The sequence below is a fragment of the Pseudomonas sp. B21-028 genome (genome assembly GCF_024749045.1).
GTDB lineage: Bacteria > Pseudomonadota > Gammaproteobacteria > Pseudomonadales > Pseudomonadaceae > Aquipseudomonas.
Genome location: NZ_CP087184.1, coordinates 2,550,568 through 2,572,428, shown reverse-complemented (window position 1 = coordinate 2,572,428; position 21,861 = coordinate 2,550,568). Strand labels below are relative to the sequence as shown.

Here is a 21,861-nt window from a genome sequence, read left to right as displayed (position 1 = left end):
GCGGTTACCTGAACCGATAGCCAATGGAGCGCACCGTCACCAGTACCCCGACAATGCCATGGGTTTCCAGCTTACGCCGCAGGTTGTGCACATGGGCGTCGACGACACGGGCCAGGGCTTCGCTTTCCGGCAGGCAGATTTCCAGCAGCTCCTCACGGGTGAAGGCTTTGGAGGGCGTCTTGAGCAAAGTGACCAGCAGCTTGAATTCAGTCGGAGTCAGGTCCAGCAACTGCGGTTGCGCATCGCGGTGTTCAATGGCCGCCGTAAAGGCGCCGAGGTCCACTCGCAGGTTCTCATGGCGCAGCAACTGTTCCACTGGTTGGCTGCCCGCGGTACGCCGCAACACTGCATGCACGCGCGCCACCACCTCGCGGGGGCTGTAGGGTTTGACCACATAGTCGTCCGCGCCATAGCGCAAGGCGCCGAGTTTTTCCGGTTCGTCGCCCATCGCCGTGACCATGATTACCGGCGTGTCACTGCTGCGGCGCACGGCAGACAGCACCTCGGTACCACTCAAGCGCGGCAGCATCACGTCGAGCAATATCAGATCTGGCTGCCAACTCTTGTGCAGGTCCAGACCGCGTTGGCCGTCTTCGGCCAAGGCCACCTCAAAGCCATCCCGGCACAAATAGGCTTCGAGAATATTGGCGCTGTCGGCGTCGTCTTCGACAATGAGGATACGTTTTCCTGACACAAAGAAGCCCCTTGATGAAACCTTGATAATTCACGAACGGTTTATTGAAAGTCCGCTGCCAGTATTGCCCTACGCCCGACTTTCGCGAACCGATCCTATGCCGACCACCGCACCGCTGTCCAAGCCTATCAAGCTGCCCAAACGCCTCGGCGCGGTTTTGCTGCTGGTCGGCATGCTGGCCGGTTGCTCACTGGCGCCGGCGTACCAGACGCCCGTGCCGCCGGTGCCGCAAACCCTGCAAGGCGAACCTACGACGGGCGCGCCCTCCTCCGCGACCAATGAGGTCGAGGGGCTTTCCGAGGAAGAGCAACAGCTGCTGGCCGGCCTGGATTCATCGGCGCAGTTGCTGCATCGGGTTGAACAAGCCCTGAACTACAATCGCGACCTGCGCCTGGCATTGCTGCGTGTCGAGCAAGCCCGCGCCCAGTACGGCATTTCCCGCGCCGATCGCATGCCCACCGTGGCCCTGGGCCTGCAACGCAACCGCCAACACCTGCACGACAAGACCACCGACGAACGTTATGGACAGGACATCGCGGTGGCGTCCGTGGGGGTATCGGACTTCGAGCTGGATTTTTTCGGCCGGGTCCGCAGCCTGTCCGAGGCGGCGCAACATGATTACCTCGCCACGCGCTACGGCGCCCTGGCCGCACGCAAGGCGCTGATCGTTGAAGTGGCGCGCCTGTATTTGCAGGAGCGCTTGCAGGCGGGCGTGCAGATCGACACCCAATCCATTCTTGACAATCAAAACCAGCTGCTGAGCGTACTCGACGGCCAGCAAAAAGAAGGCCTCGTCGCCCAGGACGCGGTCGACACCCAGCGCATGGAGGTTCGGCGTGCTGCCCTTCAATTGCAGGATGCAAGCGCCGAACACACCCGCGCACAGCAGGCGCTGGCGTGGGTCACCGGCTATCAGGTCGCACCTTCGACCGCCGCCACGAAAGATTCGGTCATCGACCTTGGTACCCCGCCATGGCTGGTCGAACTGCCGTCCCAGCGGCTGTTGCAGCGCTTTGATGTGCGCCAGTGCGAACAAGCCCTGCGCGCAGCGAATGCCAATATCGGCGCCGCGCGTGCGGCGTTCTTCCCTTCGATCACCTTGAGCACCGGTGCCGGCATCGCCAGCCCGCGTTTGAGCAACTTGTTTTCATCCGGCAGCGGCGCGTGGCTGTTCACCCCCCAACTGAACCTGCCGCTGTTCGACGGTGGCCGCAACAGGGCCAACCTGGACTTGGCCACCGCCCGCCAACAGTCAGCCGTCGCCCAGTACGAAAAGACCGTGCAGGACGCCTTTCGCGAAATTTCCGACCTGTTGAGCCAACGCCAGCAAGCGTTGGCCGACGCCACCACGCAAATGGATCTGACGGCGTTGACGGCGCTGAAGTCCAAGCGTCTCGACCAGCAAATTGCCGCCGGTGCGGCTGCGCGTTCGGAGCACCCGGTGGTTTCCATTCGCCTGGCTGAATCCGCCATCGAATTACGTAAGGCGACCTATCAATTGTTGTTCAACCGCCTGGCGCTGTATCGCGCGCTGTCCGGCGCACCGCTGTTTTCCTCCGCAGAAAGGGTTTCACCATGAACTTGACCACTCCCCTCAACCGCGCCGCGCTCTGGGGCGCCGCCGCTTTGATGTCCTGCACGCTCGCGAGCCCGGCGCAGGCGGCCGACGCCAGCCCGACGGCCGACAAAACCACCGCGACCCTGGGCCTTGGCATGGGTGTCACGCCTCGCTACATGGGCGCCGACCGCTACCGCGCGCTCGTGCTGCCGATGTTCAGCATCCAGCGCGGCGTGTTGTTTGCCGACACCACCCGCGGCCTCGGTGTGCAGTTTCAATCCGACAGCGGTTTCGGCGCCAGCGCGGCGATCAACTACGACCTGGGCCGCAAGGAAAAAGACAGCACCACGCGCCCGGGCGGCCGCGAGTTGGACGGCATGGGCGATATCAACGGCGCAACCGTCGCCGACTTCACCCTCAGCCAGCAACTGTTTGACTGGCTGTCGGTCAGCGGCGAAGCCGAACTGCGCGTGGCCGGCGAGCACCGTGGCAACCGTTATCGATTTGGCCTGGAAGGCATCCTGTTCCATTCCGACAGCGACACGCTTGCCCTGGACATCGACGCCCATGCTGGCGATGGCCGCTACAACCAGACCTTCTTCGGGGTCACCCAGGAACAGAGCCAGCGTTCCCTCTACGGGCGATACAGCGCCGATGCCGGGATCTATGCCTATTCCGCGGCCTTGAACTGGCAGCACACGCTGGATGCGCATTGGTCGACGCTGGCCAGCCTGACGCTGTCCCGTTACACCGACCAGGCCAGCAACAGCCCGCTGGTCGCGCGTGAAAACGCAGGCCTGGGCATGTTCGCGATCAACTACACCTTCTGATACCGAGGTCCCAGGCATGCGTCGTTGTCCTCAGCTGTTTCGTCCTTGGGCTCTTCACCTGATGCTCGGTCTTGCCTGCCTCATGATGGCCGCCTGCTCACGCGAGAATCCCGTGCAGGAGCAGGCCGTAAGGTCCATCAAGGTCACCGCCGTGCGCACGGCAGAGGCCTATGCGACGCCCTTGACCGGCGTTGTACGCCAACGCCAACGCGCAGAGCTGGCCTTCGAAGGTGCGGGCCGCTTGGTGGCGTTGAACGTCGACGTCGGCGATGCGGTGAAACAAGGCCAGGTACTGGCGAGCGTTGACACAGCAGTCGTCCGGCTGCGCCTGAAACAGGCGCAGGCCACCTTCTTCGCCAGCACGGCACAGACGGGCGAACGCAAACGCAACAAGGTCCGCCAGCAACAGCTCTATGCCCAAGGCAGCGTCGCGGCCAGCGCCGTGGAGCAAGCCGAAGCGGCGTGGCAGGCGGCCGTCGCGCAGCAGGCAACTGATGAAGCGGCGCTGGAGCTGGTGCGACGTGATCAGCGCCAGGGCCAACTGATTGCGCCATTTAACGGTGTCATCGTGGCCCGACGTGCGCAGTTATACAGCGAACTGTCTCCCGGCCAGGTGGTGATGGAGCTGGAGGCCAGCGGCGCGTTGCAGGTCATCGTGCAAGTCCCGGTGGAGCAGGCCGCCGGCCTCAAACCCGGAGACCGTGCATTGGCGGCCGACCCGGCCGCGCCCGCTTCTGTCATGCCGATGGTGCTCGAAGGCCTGTCGATGCGGGCGCAGAACGGCTTGCTGCAAAGCGCACGCTTTCGCCTGATCGCCAGCGACCTCACGCTACCCAGCGGGGTGAACCTCAACGTCAGGTTGGCGTCCCCTGCCCCGCTTCCTCTGTCCATTCCAACCCAGGCACTGCGAATGGGTGGTGACGCCAGCCAGGTACAGGTATTCGTCTATGACCCGGTCCAGGGCAAAGTCGCACTGCGTGATATTACGATTGGCCTGATCGAGCAAGGTCGCGTAGCCATCGACAAAGGCCTCAAGGACGGCGAACTAGTGGTCGTCACCGGCGTCGCGTTTCTCAATGACGGCCAATCCGTCAATCTGCTTCAGTCCTCCAGCCGTTTGAGCACAACCGAATGATCAACCTGACCCGTCATGCGCTGGGTGCGAGCCGCCTGACGTTATTCACCGCCCTGTTGATACTGGTCGCAGGCGTGGCGACGTTTCTGAGCTTCCCGACCCAGGAAGAGCCCTCGGTGACCATTCGCGATGCCCTGGTGAGTATCCAATTTCCCGGACTTCCCAGCGAACGCGCCGAAGAATTGCTGGCCCGGCCTACGGAAGAAAAGCTGCGTGAACTGTCGCAGATCAAAAATATCGTGACCACGATCCACCCCGGCAGCGTGGTCATCCAAGTGACTGCGCGCGATGAAATCAAGGACCTGGGGGTGCTGTGGCAACAGGTACGCAATAAAGTCGCCGAAGCCGGCGCCAGCTTTCCACCCGGCACCCAAGGGCCGTTTGTCGAAGACAATTTCGGGCGTGTCGCTGTCGCCTCCATCGCTGTCACCGCGCCCGGCTACAGCATGAGCGAGATGCGTGGGCCGTTGAAGCGCCTGCGCGATCAATTGGGCGGATTGCCCGGCATCGGCCAGGTCACTTTGCACGGCGTGCAGGAGCAACAGCTGTCGATCGATTTCAACCCGCAGCGCCTGGCAGGGCTGGGCTTGTCTCCACAGCAACTGTTCCAGCAATTGCAGCAGCAGAATGTGCTGGCGCCCGGTGGCATTGCCGACATTGGCGGGCAGATCACCACCCTCACCGTGACCGGCGAAGTCCTCAGCGTGGAGCAACTGCGCGAGTTGCCCATCCAGCTGCCTGGCTCGACCAGCGCCGCGCAATCGGTACCGCTGGGCGCCATTGCGCACATTTCGGTGATGGCCACCGACCCGCCACAGACCGCCGCGGTGTACCAGGGCCAGGACGCGGTGGTGCTTGCCGTGTCCATGGCTGCGGGGCAGAACATTCATCAGTTCGGCGCAGCACTGCGCGATCGCTTGGCGCAGCTGGAGCAGCAGCTCCCGTTGGGCTTTGCCGCGCATGTGGTGACGTTCCAGGCCGATGTGGTCGATCAGCAGATGGCCAAGATGAAGCATGTGATGATCGAGACAGTGGTCATCGTCATGGCCGTGGTGATGCTGTTCCTGGGGTGGCGTACCGGGCTGGTGGTGGGTGCCATTGTACCGCTGACCATCTTGGGTACGTTGATCGCCATGCGCATGCTCGGGGTCGAGCTGCAAACCGTGTCGATCGCCGCGATCATCCTCGCGCTCGGCTTGCTGGTGGACAATGGCATCGTGATCGCCGAGGACATCGAGCGCAGGCTGCACGCCGGCGAGCCGCGACGCCAGGCCTGCGAAGAGGCTGGACGCACCCTGGCCATTCCGTTGTTGACCTCATCGCTGGTGATTGTGCTGGCGTTCTCGCCGTTCTTTCTCGGCCAGACCAGCACCAATGAATACCTGCGCTCATTGGCCGTCGTACTGGCCCTCACTCTGCTCGGCTCGTGGTTATTGAGCATCACCGTTACGCCGCTGCTGTGCCTGTATTTCGCCAAGGCCGCGCGCGACGAGGCGTCCGGTGAAACGTATGACACCGGTTTTTACCGAGGCTATCGAGCCATCATCCGCCGGGTGCTACGGCACAAAGTCTTGTTTCTGATTGCCATGCTGGTGTTGCTGGCCGCCGCCGTTTTCGAATTGATGCGCGTACCCTATGACTTTTTGCCCCAGTCGGATCGGTTGCAGTTTCAGGTGCCCATCACCCTGGAACCCGGCAGCGGCTCGCGCAAGACCCTGCAAAGTGTGCGCGAGATCAGCCTGTGGCTGAGCAAGGAACCCCAGGTGGTCGACAGCATCGGCTACGTCGCCGATGGCGGGCCACGTATCGTGCTTGGTCTCAACCCGCCTTTGCCGGCTGCGGAAACCGCTTACTTCACCGTCAGCGTCAAGGTCGGTACGGATATCGATGCGGTCATCGCCAATATGCGGCGCTATCTGCTCAAACAGCACCCTGAATTGCGAGCCGAACCCAAACGGTTTTCCCTGGGCACCACAGAGGCCGGTGTCGCCATCTATCGAGTAGTGGGGTCGGACGAGCACGTGTTGCGAACGCTGGCCGGCCAGATCGAGACAGCGCTGCGCACCTTGCCGGGCACACTGGATGTGCGCGATGACTGGAGCACGCGCTTGACCCGTTATACCGTCGAGGTTGACCAGCAAAGTGTCCGACGCGCCGGTGTGGATACCCAAGCCATCGCCCAGGCCCTGCAGCTGCACTTCGGCGGTATTCAAGTCTCGTCATTGCAGGACAACGAAACCCGTGTGCCGCTGGTGGTACGCGAGCTCGCGACGGCGAACAGTGCCTCTCCCGACCTGCGCGGGATCCTGGTCTACCCAGCCGACGGCTCGACACCCTTGCCGCTGTCGGCCCTTGCCCACATCGTCGCGTCCAGCGAACCGTCCACACTGATACGCCGCAATCAGGAGCGAGTCATCACCGTGGTCGGGCACAACCCGTCGCTGACGGCGACATCCATTGTCGAACAGCTGGCGCCCCAGGTGGCTGCACTGGCCTTACCGCCGGGCTACCGCATTGAGCTGGGCGGCGAAATCGAAGACTCGGCAGACGCCAACCAGGCGCTGTTGCAGTACCTGCCACACGCGCTGATCGCCATGCTGTTGCTGTTCGTCTGGCAATTCAATTCGTTGCGCAAGCTGCTGATTGTGGTCTCCGCGATCCCCTTCGTATTGATCGGCGTTGCCGTCGCGCTGCTGATCACCGGTTACCCGTTCGGCTTCATGGCCACGTTCGGCCTGTTGTCGCTGGCGGGAATTATCGTGAACAACGCCGTGCTGCTGCTGGAACGTATCGAGGCGGAAATCCATGAAGGCCTGCCGGTGTACGAGGCAGTGGTGAATGCCGCCGTGAAACGCCTGCGCCCCATCGTCATGACCAAACTGACCTGCATTATCGGGCTGATCCCCCTGATGCTCTTCGCCGGGCCACTGTGGGAAGGCATGGCGATCACGCTAATGGGAGGCCTGGCGCTGGGGACATTGGTGACACTGGGTTTGATCCCTGTGCTCTACGTACTGCTGTTCACGCCGCGCACCTGGGGCATGGTGTCCCGGCAACAAAAACCTTGAACACTGGGCGTTTCACGCAGCGCAGACGGACGGGGCCGTGAAGGTCCATCGATGAACGTTCACGGCCGCGATTCAGAACGGTAGCCTGCCGGTCAGCATGTCCCACCACATTTTCCAGTCTCCCCTGAAACTGCTCAGGGGATGCCGTAAGGTTGCAGGCCGGTTGTGTTCATAGAAAAAATGCCCCACCCAGGCGAAGGCATAGGCTTGTACGAACGCCAGAAGCAACCAGCCCCAAGATTGCGTCGCCAGCGCCGTAGCAGCCAATACCAGCGCCAGGGTAGACCCTGCAAAATGCAGGCGCCGTGATGTCCGCTTTGAGTGTTGGCTCAAATAGAACGGGTAAAACTCTGCAAAGTTCTTATAGTGTGTCGTGCGCATCGTCTTGGCTCACTGTCGGTTGGGATAACGGTCATTGATTGGCCAGGAGAGCAGCGACGGCTTTGAGGGTCAACACGTCGCCAATCAACTCGAACTGATGCGCCGGATTCAGATCGTTTTATTCAACGACATCGCCTGCTCGCTTGGTCTGTCTGGTTGCGATCCTGGCAGCTCCTTTCGCAAGACCCACAACGTGACTGATTTGGGCAGGACCCTTGCCAACCGGATCAGCCATCTCATGGGCCAGGGAAACAGGTAATCCCAGCGCTGGCTGCGCATGGCGTAAAGCATGTGGTTGACGGCGGCCGCTTCTGAGATTTCCAAGGGTGCCGGCATACCATCGTTTGCGGTTTGCGCTGTAGCGACAAAACCCGGGTAGAGCGATAGAAACCGAATCCCCCGGCCGCCGAACTCGATGCGACAAGTGTCGATCAACAAGCGCAGTGCGCCCTTGGCGGCGCTATAAGGGCCTTGCAACGTCACACCCAGAAAGCCCGCGAGAGAATTGGTTTGCACCACCAGTCCATGCCCCTGCCGACTCATCTGTTCCAAGGCCGGGAATAGGTAGTTGACCACCACATCGTAGTTCGAACGCATGTACGCGGTGACATCCGCGGCTTTCATTTCGCGCATATCCAACGCGGGGGCTCCGCCTGCGTTGAGCACGACCACATCAAGGCGACCGTACAGTTCGACGATCTCCTCCACGAGGCCGGCCGCCGCCTGCTCATCCAGCGCATCCGCGGCCAGGGCCACGCACTTTCCACCTTGAAGCGTGATTTCCAGTTGCAGGGCATTCAACAGCTCCTTGCGCCTGGCCGTGGCCACTACCCAGGCGCCTTCCTGCGCCAGACGCACTGCCAGGCCGCGCCCCATGCCTGAAGACGCCCCGACTACCAGGACCACTTTGCGGGCAAAACTGACGCGCTTGCTCGTCGGGCACTGTCGAAGCAAGCCAACCAGGATCAGCGCAATCAGCGAGAACACAGCACTGACCAGCAAGACGTACTCGGCGTTCTCACCCACTACCCACTGCGACGCTATCAAGGGCCCGAAAGCGCACCCCAGCAATTGCATGCCTGGCACCAGCGCAGCGATTCGTCCCGAGGGATCTATCTGAAGCGCGATACGGACTTGGAAAGGCGTCAGCATCAGCCAAACCAATCCAAACGATCCGCACAGCACCAGGAATACGCTGACGCCCATATCGACAGAAAAATACATGCCCAACGCAATGCCGCCCAACAAGAGCGCAGCGCCCGCCAACAACGAAAAGTCCGAGATACGGCGCACCAGGAGGATACCCAGGCACCCACCCAATACCTGCATCAGTAGCGTGCCGGAAATGAGTAATTGTGCGTTTTGTGCGTCAAGCCCCACGTATTTGCTTAACGGCTCGAGATAGGCCCAAAGCCCGCCGATGGCGGAAAGCTGCATAAAGACCAGTCCCAGCAATAACAAGTGTTTGAGACTCCAACCAAAACCGGAATCATTAGCTCGCTGTTCTTGCTGGTTTGCCAGGCGGCTGGGCTGCCACCGGACCAATACCAAGGAAGCCGCCGTCAGTACACCTAAAAAGACAAAGCCATAAGACGCGCTATGCATGGGCAGTATCCAATACGCCAACACCGCCGCTACCAGCGCCTGGCCCAGTGTCTGCACGACCATGAATACGCCCGCCACACGGTCTGGTGCAGGACCCTGAACAATCAGATTCACGGTTCCCCATAACAGCAGGCCCTCAGCCAACCCGGCCAACGCCCGTATCAGCGCCAATGCGCCGTCCCCGGTGGTACTGGCTGTAACCAGATCCATAACCGATGCGCCCAGGATCGCGACAATCGTGATCAGACGCAGACTAAACACCGAACGCAGTAAATCGCCCAGGACAACGCCCAATCCCAGCGAGAGGATTTCTCCCATTGCGACCAAACCGACACCTTCGAGCGAAAGTCGGTTTTGCGCCAGCAACTCTCCCAGCAGCAAGGGTTGCAGGCCTACCATCAATACGGCGATTGAGCCCAACGTCAAGGCTGCACTCAAGTGTTTACGGGAAACAGCGGACAACACATGCATGGCGCTACACCTCTTGAAGGGTTTTCAGTAACCACGGTTTTCCGGCGGAATTTCGCCTCGGGCGAAACATTGCGTCGCGCGCTGTTCATCTTTCATCAATCGGCTGTTGGCAACCCGAACCACCCACCAGGGCAGCAGCGTCATCTTGATGCCAGACGCCTTGGCAAGGGTGAATGCCTTGGCGCACTTTTCAAACAGCTGCGCGTTGAGTGCCATGCGGGTGCCGGTGGTACCCAGGGTCGCCGGCACGCCCTTGATCAACACTGCATTGCCGCCACGCTGCAGTGCGGTGGCGATCTCCTGGTCTGAAGCCGCCGGTGCGCCCATATGACCAATATGCCGAGCTTGCTCATCGAACAGGATCGGCATGACCCCACCAAAATCCCCCAGACTCCTGGTGTAGTCGCCCCCACCCAGAAGAACGGCGCCCACATCGGCCCGTGCGCGGTAGATCGCCTGGTGGGTCTGGCTGTCACCCTGCACATGCACCGGCCAGTCGATGCAAGTGGGGACCGGATCATCCAGCTGTCCCCACCACATGCGTTCCTTGCCTGGGATGCGCAAGGAAAAGCTGCTCCCTGCCTCCACCAGGCTGACCAGCCGTTGCTGAAGTTCCAGCCATTGTTGTCGCAGTACTTCTTGCATCGCGCTCACCTCACACCAATTGAAAAACGGCGTCGAATCGCTCGAGCGCGTCGTCGATGACTTCGTCGGTATCGGCCAGGCTGGTATAGATCCGACTGCCGGCCAGCGTGATCAACCCGTGCGCGGTATAAGCGGCGCCCATCTCTTCCATCATGTGCTTCCGCGACTTGGCTTCATTGCGCGCGCGCAGCAGCTTGAGAGGGTTGCTGGTGTCAAGCAGTAGCACGCCCGAGGTTTGCAGGTGCACGATCGAGCCCATGTTATAGGCCACGTAAGGCAGGCCACGACGGTTGATGATCTCGTCGAGTCCCTTGCGCATGCGGTCGCCGGCGCGTCCCGCCAAGGCAGGCGCATCCAGTTTGCGCGCCTCAAGCAAGGCGTAATAACCGGCCACGCAGGACAGCGGGTTGGCCGACAGCGTGCCACCGACAAAGGCCCGTCGTGCAGAGGTGCCGATGCCGCCCGCAAGCAGCTGCATGACATCCCGGCGCCCGCCGATCGCACCCGCCATGGGGTAGCCACCGGTCAGGCATTTGCCTAGCACGGTGATGTCCGGCATCACGTTGAAATAACCTTGAGCACCGCCCAAGCCGGCACGGAAACCGGTGACCACCTCATCGAAAATCAGCAGCGTATCGAACTCGTCGCACAGCTTGCGCAGCTGACGGTTAAAGTCCGGGTGTACAGGCCGCGTACCGCTTTCCGGACCAAAAGGTTCCACCATGATCGCCGCCGTGCCACCGCGCAGGCGATTGATCTGCAAGCGACGGCGCAACGCATCGAGGTTATTCGGCGGGCTCTCCTGGGTGTGCGCCGTGGCGCCGCGTGGAATACCGACGGCCTCCATACGACCGGTGCCCGGCAATCGCATGCCATACACCAATTGGTCGCTCCAGCCGTGATACGCACCGCCGATCTTGATCACCCATTTCTTGCGGGTATAAGCACGCGCCAGACGCACCGCCGCCATGACTGCTTCAGTGCCAGAGCCCAGCAGACGCACCATATCGACGCCAGGCATTACCTCACAGACCAACTGCGCCAGCTTCACCTCATACTCATGCAGCAGACCGGTGACCGGACCGCATTCATCGAGAATCCGATTGACCTGCTCACGAATGGCCGGATGGTTGGAGCCCAGCAGGGTCGGTCCACCCGCCTGCAGAAAATCGATATAGCGGTTGCCGTCCACGTCGGTTAGGTGCGCACCCTTGGCCTGGGCGATGGCGAGCGCAAATGGATGGTTGAACGCGAGGTTGTGCTGCACCCCCCCCGGTATGAATTTTTTCGCCTCCTCAGCGAGCCGCCTGGAACCCTGGCAGCGTTCGTCGAAGTAGCCCATGACCTTGCTCAGCGCTTCACGCTTCAGGGGGCGAATCGGTTGCTTGACCAACGCATCGAAACGTCGATACAGCGAGTCGACATCCGGCCATTGCGAAACCGCTGAATTTGTCACCGCAGGCAATGTGATGGGATCAAGAGGCTTGTTCATAATGGGGTCTCGGAAGAAGGGTGAGCATCGACAGCGCTGGAACGCATCAGGGCGTCGACCAGGCGTGCCACGGCGGCAGGTGACTGCGCCTGATGACGGGACTGTTCGTTGATATGACGTAGCAGGTAGTCGCGGCAGAAGGTCTCGAGATCCTCGAGGCGCGACAGGGTCGTCTCGATATCCGGACCACAGCACAGCACGCCGTGGTTGCGCATCAGGTAGGCGTTGTAATCCCAGCGAATGGTCCTGCCGAACTTGCCGGCCAACCAACTTGAGCCTGAGGGTGCGTACCCTACCAAGGGTATGTGTTTGCCCAGGGACGCCCACAGCTCCGGGTTCGGTACATCCAGCGGCTCACCGAGCAAGGTGCAGGCACTGGCCACGGGCTGATGGGTGTGGATACTGCACTGCACGTCCGGGCGCGCCCGCAGAATTTTTGCATGCAGCCCGCTTTCGACCGTGGGCGCGCGGTCACCGGAGAGCTGTGCCAGATCCTTGAGACGCAGCACACAGACATCCTCCGCACGCATGGTGAAATAGTCGGTAGCCGACGGCGTGACGGCGATGTGCTGCGCATCGATGCGCAAAGCGAGATTACCGCCAGTCGCCGCAAAAAAGCCGCGGTGACACAGATGCTGCGATAGCTCGACGATTTGTTGTTGGACATGACTCATGAGGCAGTCTCCTGTGTGGGGTTCAGGCGCCGATAAAGCGGCGCGAGACGCTTGCGTACCTCTTGGAACGTGGCGAATTGATCGTCGTACAGCGCACGGGTGGCGCCGGACGGTTCAAACAGGCGATGCGGACGTTTCAGGCTCGGAAGGTCGTGAAACTGCAGCTTGCCCAACGCCACCGCCGCTATGAACGCAGCCCCGCGGGCATTGGTCTGGATCGCGTTCTGCGGCTGCTGGATAACGCGCCCGCAGACGTCGGCCATGATCTGGCACCACACCTCCGATTGGGCGCCGCCACCGGTGGCCACGATCACGTCGCTGGGCTGGCCGAGAAAGCGCGAGAATGGTTCGAACATCCAGCGCGTGTTGAGCGCGACCCCTTCCATGAAGGCGCGAATGATGTCTTCCCGTGAGTGCTCCAGCTTCAGGTTGAACAAGCCGGCTCGCAGGCTGGGATCACTGATCGGCGAGCGTTCGCCGCACAGCCAGGGCGTGTAGATCAACCCCCTGGAACCTGGCGGCACCCGCGCGGCGATGCGATCAAGCAAGGCGTAGACGTCTGGTTGCTGTTCATCACTCAACAGCTCGTCGGGGTGGTAAAGCACCTTGTCGCGCAGGAATGAAAGGTTCGCGCCCGCCGCCGACTGCATGGCCATCGCCAGGTAGCGGCCGTTGACCGCGCTGGGCACCGCGGCGATGTGGTGACGCACGCTGGTTTTCTTGAACGGGACGTGTGCGCCCACCCATGACGAGGTGCCCAGATAAAGGTGCGGGGCAAAGTCGCTGACGGTGGCACCGACAGCCACTGCCGAGGTGTCGACGGCGCCTGCCACAACTTGCGTGGTAGGCGACAATCCGAGGGTCTCGGCAAGCTCCGGGCGTAACGTGCCAATAACATCAGTGGACCTGACAAGATCGGGCAGTTTGTCGACCTCGACCCCCAAGGCCTTGACCAGGCCGCCGTCGTAGCGAATGTGGTGAGGGTCACGGTTGTCGGTGATCCATGCCGTCAACATCGAGTCGCTGGTGGCGCAATAGCGGCCCGAAAGGCGCAGGTTCATGTAGTCGAGCACGTTGAGGAATTTGTAGGTTCGCTCATAGCGCTCCGGCTCGTGATCAAGGATGTAGGCCATGTGCCCGGCGGCGTCCATGCCGGACAACGAGGCCACGCCACCCGTCAGACGCAGTGAACGCCAGAGCTTGAGCGGCCCGTACCCGGCCAGGCTGAACCGCCCTCCTCCCATGCGTTTTTTGACCGCCCCGGCCCCCCGCTTGTCCAGCCACAACATCGCACGCCCAATGGCCACGCCGTCCCGATCCACGCACACCGTGCCTTCGCCCTGCGTGGAGCAACATACGGCGATCACCTGGCGCCGCCTGACGGGATCAGCGCTCAGCAATTCGTTGGCTCCTCGCAAAAAAGCATTCCACCAATCTTGCGGTTCCTGCTCGACGCTCAACCCGTTCACATGCAGCGGCACACTGTGAAACGCCCAGGCCCGGATATCACCCTCAAGTGAAACCAGGGCGCACTTGCAACCGGAGGTGCCGAGGTCCACCGCCAGGATGAGTTGCTCCAGACCGGTGGCCGCCTGAGGCGTCCGGGATAAGAAAAGCGAAGTCATAAAGGTCTACTCAGAAAGTACGCGAAATCGATGCGACCCAGCGGTTGTCATCCGTGGAGCGCACATGGCCGTCGTCTTCAACCATATATAGCTCGCGCGCCCGCGTTTTGGCGGTCACCCAGTCAAGCCCCCAATCGAAGCCCCACAAGTGATGGACCAGGCCAATGTCGTAGTCAGCGACGTTCGCTTCGGAAAAGTTAACGATTTGCTGATAACCCGCATGCAATTTCAGCGTGGTATTCATCCCGAGCGCGTATCTGTAGTCCAGGTCATACAACATGCTGCCGCGGGAGTTGCGATCCCCTTTGGCATAACACTCCAAGCCTTTGGTGGGATCGTCGCGAAATTGCAATTGGGCCCCGCATACACCGCCGGTGTTGGCGCCACGGTAGGTTTTGGACAAGACTCGGGCGACTCGACCTTCAAGGGCGCCGTAGCCAATTTCCAATACCGCGAACTGGCCGTTGAAATTAGTGGTGCGTTCGTCTGCCAGCGTAAAGGTTTCAAAGTCGAATCGGTTCGGTGCCTTGAACTGCGCACCGGGGAACATCTCTGCCGCCAGGCCAACCCCGTAATGCCAGGCTTCTGGATCGCCGAAGCGATAACCGCCAGCGAGCAAGACGCCGAGGCCATCCCCTTCAGGAAATTGCTTCTTGTTGACGGTCGTAAACTCGGCAAGTGCCACTAATCCTGATTCATGGGCGACTTGGATGGTGATTTTGGCACCCGGTCGGTTCAACGAATCAGACACGCCTCGAGTTCTGACATCGGACACGGCCTTGGCCGTGATGTCGACCGCATAACTGGCCATCTCGTCGGCGAATGCCAAGGATGGGCTAACGATAGGCCACAGCAAAACGGCCATTACATAACGGTGTGTCGTTGCACGCATGAGGCTCTCCCACAAGAAGGGTCGGATTTACAATGTGCAAACCGGTGCAGGAGGCAGTGAGGCAATGCGTTCGAATTGCTCTGTCTTACCGAGGACCTCGGTGCCGACAAAAGCCCGGACATTGAGGTAACCCCCTTTGACCCGAACGACGCCTTTGTATTTTTTATGGTCGCGGGGATCAAACACCCAACCATCACGCCACGCTTCCTGGTCATAACGATCCAGTTGCATGATCTGTACGCCGCAATCGCTGGTGATTGAGGCCACGTCCTTGACCCAGACGACCTTTCCACACAACGCGCCGGGTTTGTCGGCGCAATCGTCAACCTTGACCACCGCATCCTTTTCCGAGGTGAGCCACAGACCCTTGGCCTCCTGTGGACCCGCCGCCGCATAACCGCTGGAAGAGCAAACCACTGCCAGTGAAAGGAAAAGCCATTGCCGCGCTTTCATAGTCGCCACCTGTATTTTTTGTTTTAAGAGACCGTCACACTAACGACGCATCAGTTATGATAGTCATCGCTACACGATAGTTATAACTATCATTAACAGCCTCAGCAACATTTTTTTTCATTTTGATAAGCTGACTCCTCAACCTTTTTTTGCTAGGTACCTATGGTCAAGCCCAACACTGCCAGCGTCCGCGCCGCTACCGCCGGAAAAAGCCAGGAACACAAGAAACAGCCTGCACAGCAGCGCAGCACTGAAACCTACGAGCGGATATTGGTCGCGACCGCACAGACGCTGTGCGATGTGGGAATCGAGCGTCTGTCCACCAATCTGGTCTGCGAATGTGCAGGACTCACCCCGCCAGCGCTGTACCGCTACTTCCCGAATAAATACGCGCTACTGACCGTATTGGGCGAACGCTTGCTGGAAAAACAGAACGGCCTGATCGACCACTGGATCACACCCGAATTGTTGTCAGGCCCGCCCGAGGCATTGGAGTCAGCGCTCGCCGAGCTGATCCTGGAGACCTATCGGATCACCGACGCAACCCTGGGCGGCATGTGGATTCTCAAGGGACTGCGGGCGGTACCGGCGCTGGAACACGTGAGGATCGACTCCCACCGACGGGTATCCGGTGCACAGGCGAAGATCCTGGCGGCTGTTTTTCCCCAGGCGGATCCGCAACAGCTCGCTACCGCCGCCAGGTTGGCAGTAGAAATGATCCACGCAACGATCGAGTTGCTGTTCGACGAATCCCTTGATCCCAAAAGCGTCTGCGCCATGGTGGCGTCAATGATTGTCAGCCACCTGGATCGACTGGCCCCTGCTCCAACGATGTGACTGGCAGCGCGTGAAGAGGGGCGAACTTGGCCGTTCCGGCCCCGTTGACCGGCCGGATCGGACCTTCACCGGCCCTCACGCGCCCCTTTACCCTCTTAACAGCGAGACCACGCGTCACCTCATTTACCGCTGAACTCATTGGGTCCCTCATGCACCGCGTAGAAACTCCCCCACCGCTACCTGCTCGCGATTACGCCTATTACCATCAGGTGCTGGCCGGGGTGCAGCTACCGGCCGCGTTCATTGACTTGGATGCACTGATGGTCAATCTCCAGCGCCTCGGCAAACGCGCCGGGAACCTGCCGGTGCGGCTGGTGACCAAATCCATCCGTTCGGTGGAGATGATTCGCACGATCATGGCCGCGGGGTCGTTCATACAAGGCCTGCTGTGCTACTCCGCCGCCGAGGCCGCCTGGCTGGCAGGCCTGGGTTTTGACGATATCGTTGTGGCTTACCCGTCGGTCGATGAGCGCAGCCTGGTAAAAATCGCCTGCCAATTGCGCCGAGGACGCTCGATTACGTTGATGGTCGACAACCGGGCCCAAGTGCAGGCGATCAATGAGATAGCCGTGAGCGAAGGTGTGGTCATTCCATTGGCAATCGATCTGGATATGTCATCGGATTTCCCAGGGCTGTATTTTGGCGTGCACCGCTCGCCGATCAATGACGTGGCGAGTGCACTCGCACTGGCTGCCGCTATCGCGGCTCAGCAGGGCGTCGTGTTACACGGCCTGATGGGTTATGAAGGGCAAATTGCCGGGTTGATGGATTCTGTTCCGGGCCAAGCCGTCAAGAATGGGATCATCCGTTTTCTCAAACGCCGCTCCATTGCCGAAGTCAATGCGCGCCGTGAGCAGGTCGTCCAGGCATTGCGCCAAGCCGGTCACACCCTGCGTTTCGTGAACGGCGGCGGTACGGGCAGTTTTGAAAGCACGCGCCTCGATCCTTCGGTCACCGAGCTGGCGGCTGGCTCCGGCCTGTATGCACCGACCTTGTTCGACCACTACCGGACCTTCGAGCTGGAGCCCGCCGCCGGATTTGCCTTGCCCGTGACGCGCACCCAGGCGCCGAGCGTGATGGTGTGTTCAGGCGGTGGCTACATCGCCTCCGGACCTGCTGGCAAGGATCGACTGCCCCGCCCCTGGCTGCCCGCCGGCTGCCGTTTGATCGACAACGAAGCCGCCGGCGAAGTACAGACTCCACTGCGACATACTCTGGACCGGGCGTTGAGCATCGGTGACCCGGTACTGTTTCGTCACGCCAAGGCCGGTGAATTGTGTGAGCGTTTCGATGAACTGTTGGTGATCAGCAATGGGCGCGTGGTGGACCGCGTGCCGACCTATCGCGGCGAGGGCAAAAACTTCTTTTGACGGCCCGCGCCTTCTCACAGCTCCTCTTCCGGCATCTTGCCCAAGGATTATCGTCATGAATCAGCCCATCAGCTCCGTGCCCTCTTCACTTGAGCCCGTGCCGTTACTCAATGAACTGTTCACCGCCCAAAAAGACGCCATGTATGCCCAGGGCGCCCCGACCTACGAACAGCGCATCGCTGCCCTGGACGCCGTGCTACGCCTGGTCAGAGATCACCATGACCAACTGCTGGATGCCGTATGTGCGGACTTCGGCAACCGCTCGTTTGCTGAAACCCAACTCAGCGAACTGATGCCCATCGTCAATGGCATCAAGCATATCCGCTCGCACCTCAAGGCCTGGATGCGCCCCAGCAAACGTAAAGTGGGCATTGCCTTCAAGCCCGCCTCTGCCAAGGTAATCTATCAACCGCTGGGCGTGGTGGGCATTCTGGCGCCCTGGAACTACCCGTTGACGCTGACCCTAGCACCGTTGGTGGAAGCGCTGGCGGCGGGCAATCGAGTGATGATCAAGCCGTCGGAGCTAACCCCGCGTACGGCGGCGCTGCTGCAACACTTACTGGCCCAGACCTTCCCCGCCGACCAGGTCACCGTGGTCATTGGCGACGCGCAATTGGCCAGTCGCTTCAGCGAACTGCCGTTTGATCACCTGCTATTTACCGGCTCTACTCAGGTCGGGCGTCTGGTGATGGCGGCCGCAGCGCGCAACCTGACGCCGGTCACCCTGGAATTGGGAGGCAAGTCGCCGGTCGTGCTGACTGCGGATTTTCCGCTGAAGAAAGCGGCGCGGATGATCGCCATCGGCAAGCTGTTCAACGCTGGCCAAACCTGTGTTGCTCCCGATTACGTATTGGTGCCGCGCCAACTGGTCGACAGTTTTGCCACCGAATGGCTGGCGGCGGCCAGGCAGCTGTACCCGACCATCGATGGCAACAAAGACTACACCTCGATTATTTCGCGACGTCATTATGAGCGCTTGTTGAACCTGGTGGATCAGGCGATCGTGGCCGGGGCCAAGGTCTGGCAGGACAAAAATTTCGACCAGACCAACGAACGCAAAGTCCCACCGACCCTGCTGACTAACGTGCCATTGAACACCGATATCATGCGCGAGGAAATTTTTGGCCCGCTGTTGCCGGTGGTCGCCTATGACACACTCAACGAGGCGCTCGCATTCATCAATGCTCGGCCTAAACCCTTGGCGCTGTATTGCTTCTCCAATGATCGAACCTGCATTGAACAAGTGGTGCAGCAAACCCGTTCTGGCGGTGTGACCATCAATGGCACCATGTTGCATGCCACTCAAGACGATTTGCCCTTCGGCGGGGTCGGTGAGAGCGGTACAGGGGCCTACCATGGATACGAAGGGTTTGTACGCCTGTCCCACGCCAGGGGCGTATTTAAATTGAGCCGTTTGAATATGTCGGACAAAGTCGCAGCGCCTTATGGACGGCTAACACGCCTGGTAACTCGCCTGATGCTGGGCAAATAACCGCTTCACAAGGAGCCCGCCATGCCCGCGGCCACACGGCACACCGCCGATTTACCGATCAACCTGCTGCGCAGTCTGGCGGACCTGATCGTGCAGTTGGGCATGGACCCGAGCAGGTTGTGTCTAGGGTTGGGCTTCAACCTGGCGGACCTGGCCAACCCGCAAAGCCGGGTATCGATTCGTCAGGCGTGCCTGATGATCAAGCGTGCCCTGGAAATGACCAAAGGCCGCGACAGAGGGCTTGGCCTGGACATGAGCGCGACGGAGTCGATTACCTCGATGGGCTTGGTAGGTTACGCCATGTTGACCAGCGCTACACTCGGCAGCGCCATTGCATTGGGCATCGACATGCAAAAGCAAACCGGCGCGCTGCTAAGCTTCGAGAACCTTGAATCGCCGAAGCACATCACACTTCAGGTCACCTGCCCGTTTCATGAGCCCGATCTCCTGGTCTTTTTAGTGGAGGAAGCCTTCGGCGTTTTTTTGAATGTCGCGCGTACCCTCGCAGGCCCGACGTTCAGCCCCTCATCGATCGAGCTGAGTTACCCTCGGCCCGCCTATGCCGACCACTATGAACACTTGTTCAGATGCCCGGTGCATTTTGGTCGCAAGGACAATCTGTTTGTCTGCGCCAACCATTGGGCCAACACCCCCATCGCCACCCACGACGCATTGAGTAATCGACAGGTCGTGGAGTTGCTGAAAATGAGCGCCAATCAGAGTGGCGAAATTGAGTTCGTCGAGTCCGTGGAGCGCATCCTGCGTCGCGATCTGCGCGTACCGCTCAGTTTGTCAGCGGTTGCGTCGCAGTTATGCATGAGCGAGCGGACTTTGCGCCGCCGCCTGGCGCAGAATCAGACGTCCTATCAAGTCATTCTGGATGACCTGCGCAAGCAGCGTGCCCTGTCGCTGCTGGGCAACGTAAGCCTGACGCTGGATGAGGTCGCTGGCGAGGTAGGCTTCAGCGACGCCCAGAATTTTCGTAAAGCGTTCAAGCGCTGGACGGGGCATGGGCCGCGACAAACACACGCTTGACCCACCGTCACTTACGCGGCTTTTGACTGAAGGCTTCAAGCCTGAGGCCATGCCAGGCGATCGCCAGCAGCCGAAAACGACGTGGCGCATAAAGCGCCTGGATGAAACGCTCGAACAGCTTGAATTTGCGCGGCGTGTAGGGATACCAATTGGCTTCGATCCTGCTCCCGGCCTTGTCGATCAGCACCGCTTTGCTGCGGGTAAAACCCAGCAAACCTTCCGGGCCTCGCAGCTTGCCGAAGCCGCTCTTCTTGGCACCGCCGAATGGCAAGCCGGGGTTGCCTTCGCTCATATTGACGTTGTTGATCGAAACGCCACCCACCTCAAGCGCCCCGGCAACCCTCAGCGCGCGTTCGGCGTCGGCTGTGAACACGCTGGCACACAACCCGTATTGGGTGTCGTTGGCCAACTCAATAGCGTGTGCTTCGGTGCTGAAGGCCATGACCGGCAACACCGGCCCAAAGGTTTCTTCGCTCCACACCCGCATATCCGGCGTGACCCGATCCAGAATGATCGGCTGCACGGTCAGGGCGTTTGCATCGGGCACGGTACCGAATCGCAGGCGTGCACCTCGCTCCAGGGCATCCTGCACATGCTCGATGACCTTGTCGCGTTGAAATCCGACGGTCATCCGCCCGACATCGGCATCGCCGCTATCGCCAGAACGCACAACCAACTTTTCCGCTCCTTTGACCAGAGCATCGACGAAACGCTCATAGCCGCTTTGCTCCACCAGCAACCGTTCCACACCGCTGCACGACTGGCCGGCGTTGGTAAAGCCACCCCACAACGCACCGGCCACAGAACGTGCCATGGGCGCATCGGTAAATACAATCATCGGGTCTTTGCCCCCCAGCTCCAGCTCAACGGGGATTAATGCCTGACTGGCCTGAGCCATGATCTTGCTGCCTGTGGGGCCGCTGCCGGTAAAGAAAATCTTGGCCGGCTGCTGCTCGATCAATGCCGAGCCCATGCTGCCGGTGCCATACACCACCTGTACCAGGGCCTGGAGTACAGGGGAACACGCCAGGACCTGTTCGACCATTCCCTTGCAAGCCGCGTGTTCGGAAGGCTTATAGACCACCGCATTCCCCGTCACGATCGCTGCCGCAATGCCGGTAATTGCGTTATGGAACGGGTAATTCCACGGGCAGATGATCAAGACCACGCCCAGGGGTTCATGCAGTATCAACGACTGCTTGCCCAGCAACGTAATCGGCGTTTTGACCTGTTCAGGCCTCAGCAGCCGCTCGGCATTTTTCTCCAGCCAGTTGAGCCAATCGAGAGTACCGAGGATCTCCGCAATCAATGCATCCGTTCGACATTTGCCAACCTCCTGCATGACGCGCGTGATGATCGTTGAGCGATTGGCCAGGATTGTTTGCTTGAGCTTGGACAGCTCGGCCAGGCGCGCTTGGGTCGACAGCTGTGAATGGACGCCAAATGCCAGGCGGGCTTTCGCGAATGCGATCCGGGAAACCTCAGCCTCAAACGGCGGCGCGTTATCGTGCGTGTGGGATTTGACCTCATTGGTGGTGTTCATTCAACGCTCCTCGGGGTCATCGGCCAGTCTCTAAAGTAACTGGTCGCGGGTCCCTGAGGCA

At 60.6% G+C, this 21,861-nt stretch carries 18 protein-coding genes; 8 read left to right on the top strand and 10 right to left on the bottom strand.

Annotation, left to right across the window (positions count from 1 at the left end; genetic code table 11):
- Window positions 1-4: 4 nt before the first annotated feature.
- Window positions 5-694 (bottom strand): response regulator, encoded by a 690-nt coding sequence (locus LOY35_RS11665; RefSeq protein WP_258632636.1) that lies wholly within the window; start codon window positions 692-694, stop codon window positions 5-7.
- A 97-nt stretch (window positions 695-791) separates the two neighbouring features.
- Here LOY35_RS11665 and LOY35_RS11660 point away from each other — a divergent pair, with 97 nt between their 5' ends.
- Genes LOY35_RS11660 through LOY35_RS11645 form a run of 4 tightly spaced genes read left to right on the top strand, consistent with a single transcriptional unit; the run spans window position 792 to window position 7,285 of the window.
- Window positions 792-2,273, top strand: coding sequence for an efflux transporter outer membrane subunit (locus tag LOY35_RS11660; protein WP_258632635.1), 1,482 nt, complete (start codon window positions 792-794; stop codon window positions 2,271-2,273).
- Window positions 2,270-3,082: a MipA/OmpV family protein gene (locus LOY35_RS11655; RefSeq protein WP_258632632.1), complete on the top strand. Its 813-nt coding sequence runs from the start codon at window positions 2,270-2,272 to the stop codon at window positions 3,080-3,082. Before LOY35_RS11660 ends, LOY35_RS11655 begins: the two co-directional genes overlap by 4 nt.
- Window positions 3,083-3,098: 16 nt before the next feature.
- Complete coding sequence (locus LOY35_RS11650) at window positions 3,099-4,217, top strand: efflux RND transporter periplasmic adaptor subunit (RefSeq protein WP_258632630.1); 1,119 nt, start codon at window positions 3,099-3,101, stop codon at window positions 4,215-4,217.
- Window positions 4,214-7,285, top strand: a complete 3,072-nt coding sequence (locus LOY35_RS11645) for an efflux RND transporter permease subunit (protein ID WP_258632628.1) — start codon at window positions 4,214-4,216, stop codon at window positions 7,283-7,285. The genes LOY35_RS11650 and LOY35_RS11645 overlap by 4 nt, the downstream gene beginning before the upstream one ends.
- Before the next feature lie 72 nt (window positions 7,286-7,357).
- Here LOY35_RS11645 and LOY35_RS11640 read toward each other — a convergent pair whose 3' ends face one another.
- The 8 genes from LOY35_RS11640 to LOY35_RS11605 all read right to left on the bottom strand — a co-directional run bounded on the left by LOY35_RS11640 (window position 7,358) and on the right by LOY35_RS11605 (window position 15,523).
- Window positions 7,358-7,666, bottom strand: coding sequence for a DUF962 domain-containing protein (locus LOY35_RS11640; protein ID WP_258632626.1), 309 nt, complete (start codon window positions 7,664-7,666; stop codon window positions 7,358-7,360).
- A gap of 108 nt (window positions 7,667-7,774) precedes the next feature.
- Window positions 7,775-9,742 carry an SDR family oxidoreductase gene (locus LOY35_RS11635; RefSeq protein WP_258632624.1) on the bottom strand — a complete coding sequence of 656 codons (1,968 nt, stop codon included), beginning with the start codon at window positions 9,740-9,742 and terminating at the stop codon, window positions 7,775-7,777.
- A gap of 24 nt (window positions 9,743-9,766) precedes the next feature.
- Window positions 9,767-10,387: a hypothetical protein gene (locus LOY35_RS11630; RefSeq protein ID WP_258632622.1), complete on the bottom strand. Its 621-nt coding sequence runs from the start codon at window positions 10,385-10,387 to the stop codon at window positions 9,767-9,769.
- 10 nt (window positions 10,388-10,397) lie between these two features.
- A complete protein-coding gene (locus tag LOY35_RS11625; RefSeq protein ID WP_258632620.1) occupies window positions 10,398-11,879 on the bottom strand; it encodes an aspartate aminotransferase family protein in 1,482 nt (493 codons plus the stop codon).
- The gene (locus tag LOY35_RS11620; protein ID WP_258632618.1) at window positions 11,876-12,553 is read right to left on the bottom strand and encodes a class II aldolase/adducin family protein; all 678 of its coding nucleotides are present in this window, start codon (window positions 12,551-12,553) and stop codon (window positions 11,876-11,878) included. Before LOY35_RS11620 ends, LOY35_RS11625 begins: the two co-directional genes overlap by 4 nt.
- Window positions 12,550-14,178, bottom strand: a complete 1,629-nt coding sequence (locus LOY35_RS11615; protein ID WP_258632617.1) for an FGGY-family carbohydrate kinase — start codon at window positions 14,176-14,178, stop codon at window positions 12,550-12,552. Before LOY35_RS11615 ends, LOY35_RS11620 begins: the two co-directional genes overlap by 4 nt.
- Window positions 14,179-14,188: 10 nt before the next feature.
- Window positions 14,189-15,070: a TorF family putative porin gene (locus tag LOY35_RS11610; RefSeq protein WP_258632616.1), complete on the bottom strand. Its 882-nt coding sequence runs from the start codon at window positions 15,068-15,070 to the stop codon at window positions 14,189-14,191.
- A gap of 27 nt (window positions 15,071-15,097) precedes the next feature.
- On the bottom strand, window positions 15,098-15,523 hold the full coding sequence (locus LOY35_RS11605; RefSeq protein ID WP_258632614.1) for a DUF2147 domain-containing protein: 426 nt from the start codon (window positions 15,521-15,523) through the stop codon (window positions 15,098-15,100).
- Between the two features lie 162 nt (window positions 15,524-15,685).
- Here LOY35_RS11605 and LOY35_RS11600 point away from each other — a divergent pair, with 162 nt between their 5' ends.
- The 4 genes from LOY35_RS11600 to LOY35_RS11585 all read left to right on the top strand — a co-directional run bounded on the left by LOY35_RS11600 (window position 15,686) and on the right by LOY35_RS11585 (window position 20,257).
- Window positions 15,686-16,360, top strand: coding sequence for a TetR/AcrR family transcriptional regulator (locus LOY35_RS11600; RefSeq protein WP_258632612.1), 675 nt, complete (start codon window positions 15,686-15,688; stop codon window positions 16,358-16,360).
- A gap of 149 nt (window positions 16,361-16,509) precedes the next feature.
- Window positions 16,510-17,730 (top strand): amino acid deaminase/aldolase, encoded by a 1,221-nt coding sequence (locus tag LOY35_RS11595; RefSeq protein WP_258632610.1) that lies wholly within the window; start codon window positions 16,510-16,512, stop codon window positions 17,728-17,730.
- Window positions 17,731-17,785: 55 nt separating this feature from the next.
- Window positions 17,786-19,222 (top strand): coniferyl aldehyde dehydrogenase, encoded by a 1,437-nt coding sequence (locus tag LOY35_RS11590; RefSeq protein ID WP_258632609.1) that lies wholly within the window; start codon window positions 17,786-17,788, stop codon window positions 19,220-19,222.
- Between the two features lie 21 nt (window positions 19,223-19,243).
- The gene (locus LOY35_RS11585) at window positions 19,244-20,257 is read left to right on the top strand and encodes an AraC family transcriptional regulator (RefSeq protein WP_258632607.1); all 1,014 of its coding nucleotides are present in this window, start codon (window positions 19,244-19,246) and stop codon (window positions 20,255-20,257) included.
- A 7-nt stretch (window positions 20,258-20,264) separates the two neighbouring features.
- On the opposite strand, the gene LOY35_RS11580 is transcribed toward LOY35_RS11585, so the two are convergent.
- On the bottom strand, window positions 20,265-21,800 hold the full coding sequence (locus LOY35_RS11580) for an aldehyde dehydrogenase family protein (protein ID WP_258632605.1): 1,536 nt from the start codon (window positions 21,798-21,800) through the stop codon (window positions 20,265-20,267).
- Between the last annotated feature and the right edge of the window lie 61 nt (window positions 21,801-21,861).

Coding starts and splice junctions, on each gene's coding strand:
- LOY35_RS11660 (WP_258632635.1), top strand. CDS start 792: ATGCCGACCACCGCACCGCTGTCCAAGCCTATCAAGCTGCCCAAACGC.
- LOY35_RS11655 (WP_258632632.1), top strand. CDS start 2,270: ATGAACTTGACCACTCCCCTCAACCGCGCCGCGCTCTGGGGCGCCGCC.
- LOY35_RS11650 (WP_258632630.1), top strand. CDS start 3,099: ATGCGTCGTTGTCCTCAGCTGTTTCGTCCTTGGGCTCTTCACCTGATG.
- LOY35_RS11645 (WP_258632628.1), top strand. CDS start 4,214: ATGATCAACCTGACCCGTCATGCGCTGGGTGCGAGCCGCCTGACGTTA.
- LOY35_RS11640 (WP_258632626.1), bottom strand. CDS start 7,666: ATGCGCACGACACACTATAAGAACTTTGCAGAGTTTTACCCGTTCTAT.
- LOY35_RS11635 (WP_258632624.1), bottom strand. CDS start 9,742: ATGCATGTGTTGTCCGCTGTTTCCCGTAAACACTTGAGTGCAGCCTTG.
- LOY35_RS11630 (WP_258632622.1), bottom strand. CDS start 10,387: ATGCAAGAAGTACTGCGACAACAATGGCTGGAACTTCAGCAACGGCTG.
- LOY35_RS11625 (WP_258632620.1), bottom strand. CDS start 11,879: ATGAACAAGCCTCTTGATCCCATCACATTGCCTGCGGTGACAAATTCA.
- LOY35_RS11620 (WP_258632618.1), bottom strand. CDS start 12,553: ATGAGTCATGTCCAACAACAAATCGTCGAGCTATCGCAGCATCTGTGT.
- LOY35_RS11615 (WP_258632617.1), bottom strand. CDS start 14,178: ATGACTTCGCTTTTCTTATCCCGGACGCCTCAGGCGGCCACCGGTCTG.
- LOY35_RS11610 (WP_258632616.1), bottom strand. CDS start 15,070: ATGCGTGCAACGACACACCGTTATGTAATGGCCGTTTTGCTGTGGCCT.
- LOY35_RS11605 (WP_258632614.1), bottom strand. CDS start 15,523: ATGAAAGCGCGGCAATGGCTTTTCCTTTCACTGGCAGTGGTTTGCTCT.
- LOY35_RS11600 (WP_258632612.1), top strand. CDS start 15,686: ATGGTCAAGCCCAACACTGCCAGCGTCCGCGCCGCTACCGCCGGAAAA.
- LOY35_RS11595 (WP_258632610.1), top strand. CDS start 16,510: ATGCACCGCGTAGAAACTCCCCCACCGCTACCTGCTCGCGATTACGCC.
- LOY35_RS11590 (WP_258632609.1), top strand. CDS start 17,786: ATGAATCAGCCCATCAGCTCCGTGCCCTCTTCACTTGAGCCCGTGCCG.
- LOY35_RS11585 (WP_258632607.1), top strand. CDS start 19,244: ATGCCCGCGGCCACACGGCACACCGCCGATTTACCGATCAACCTGCTG.
- LOY35_RS11580 (WP_258632605.1), bottom strand. CDS start 21,800: ATGAACACCACCAATGAGGTCAAATCCCACACGCACGATAACGCGCCG.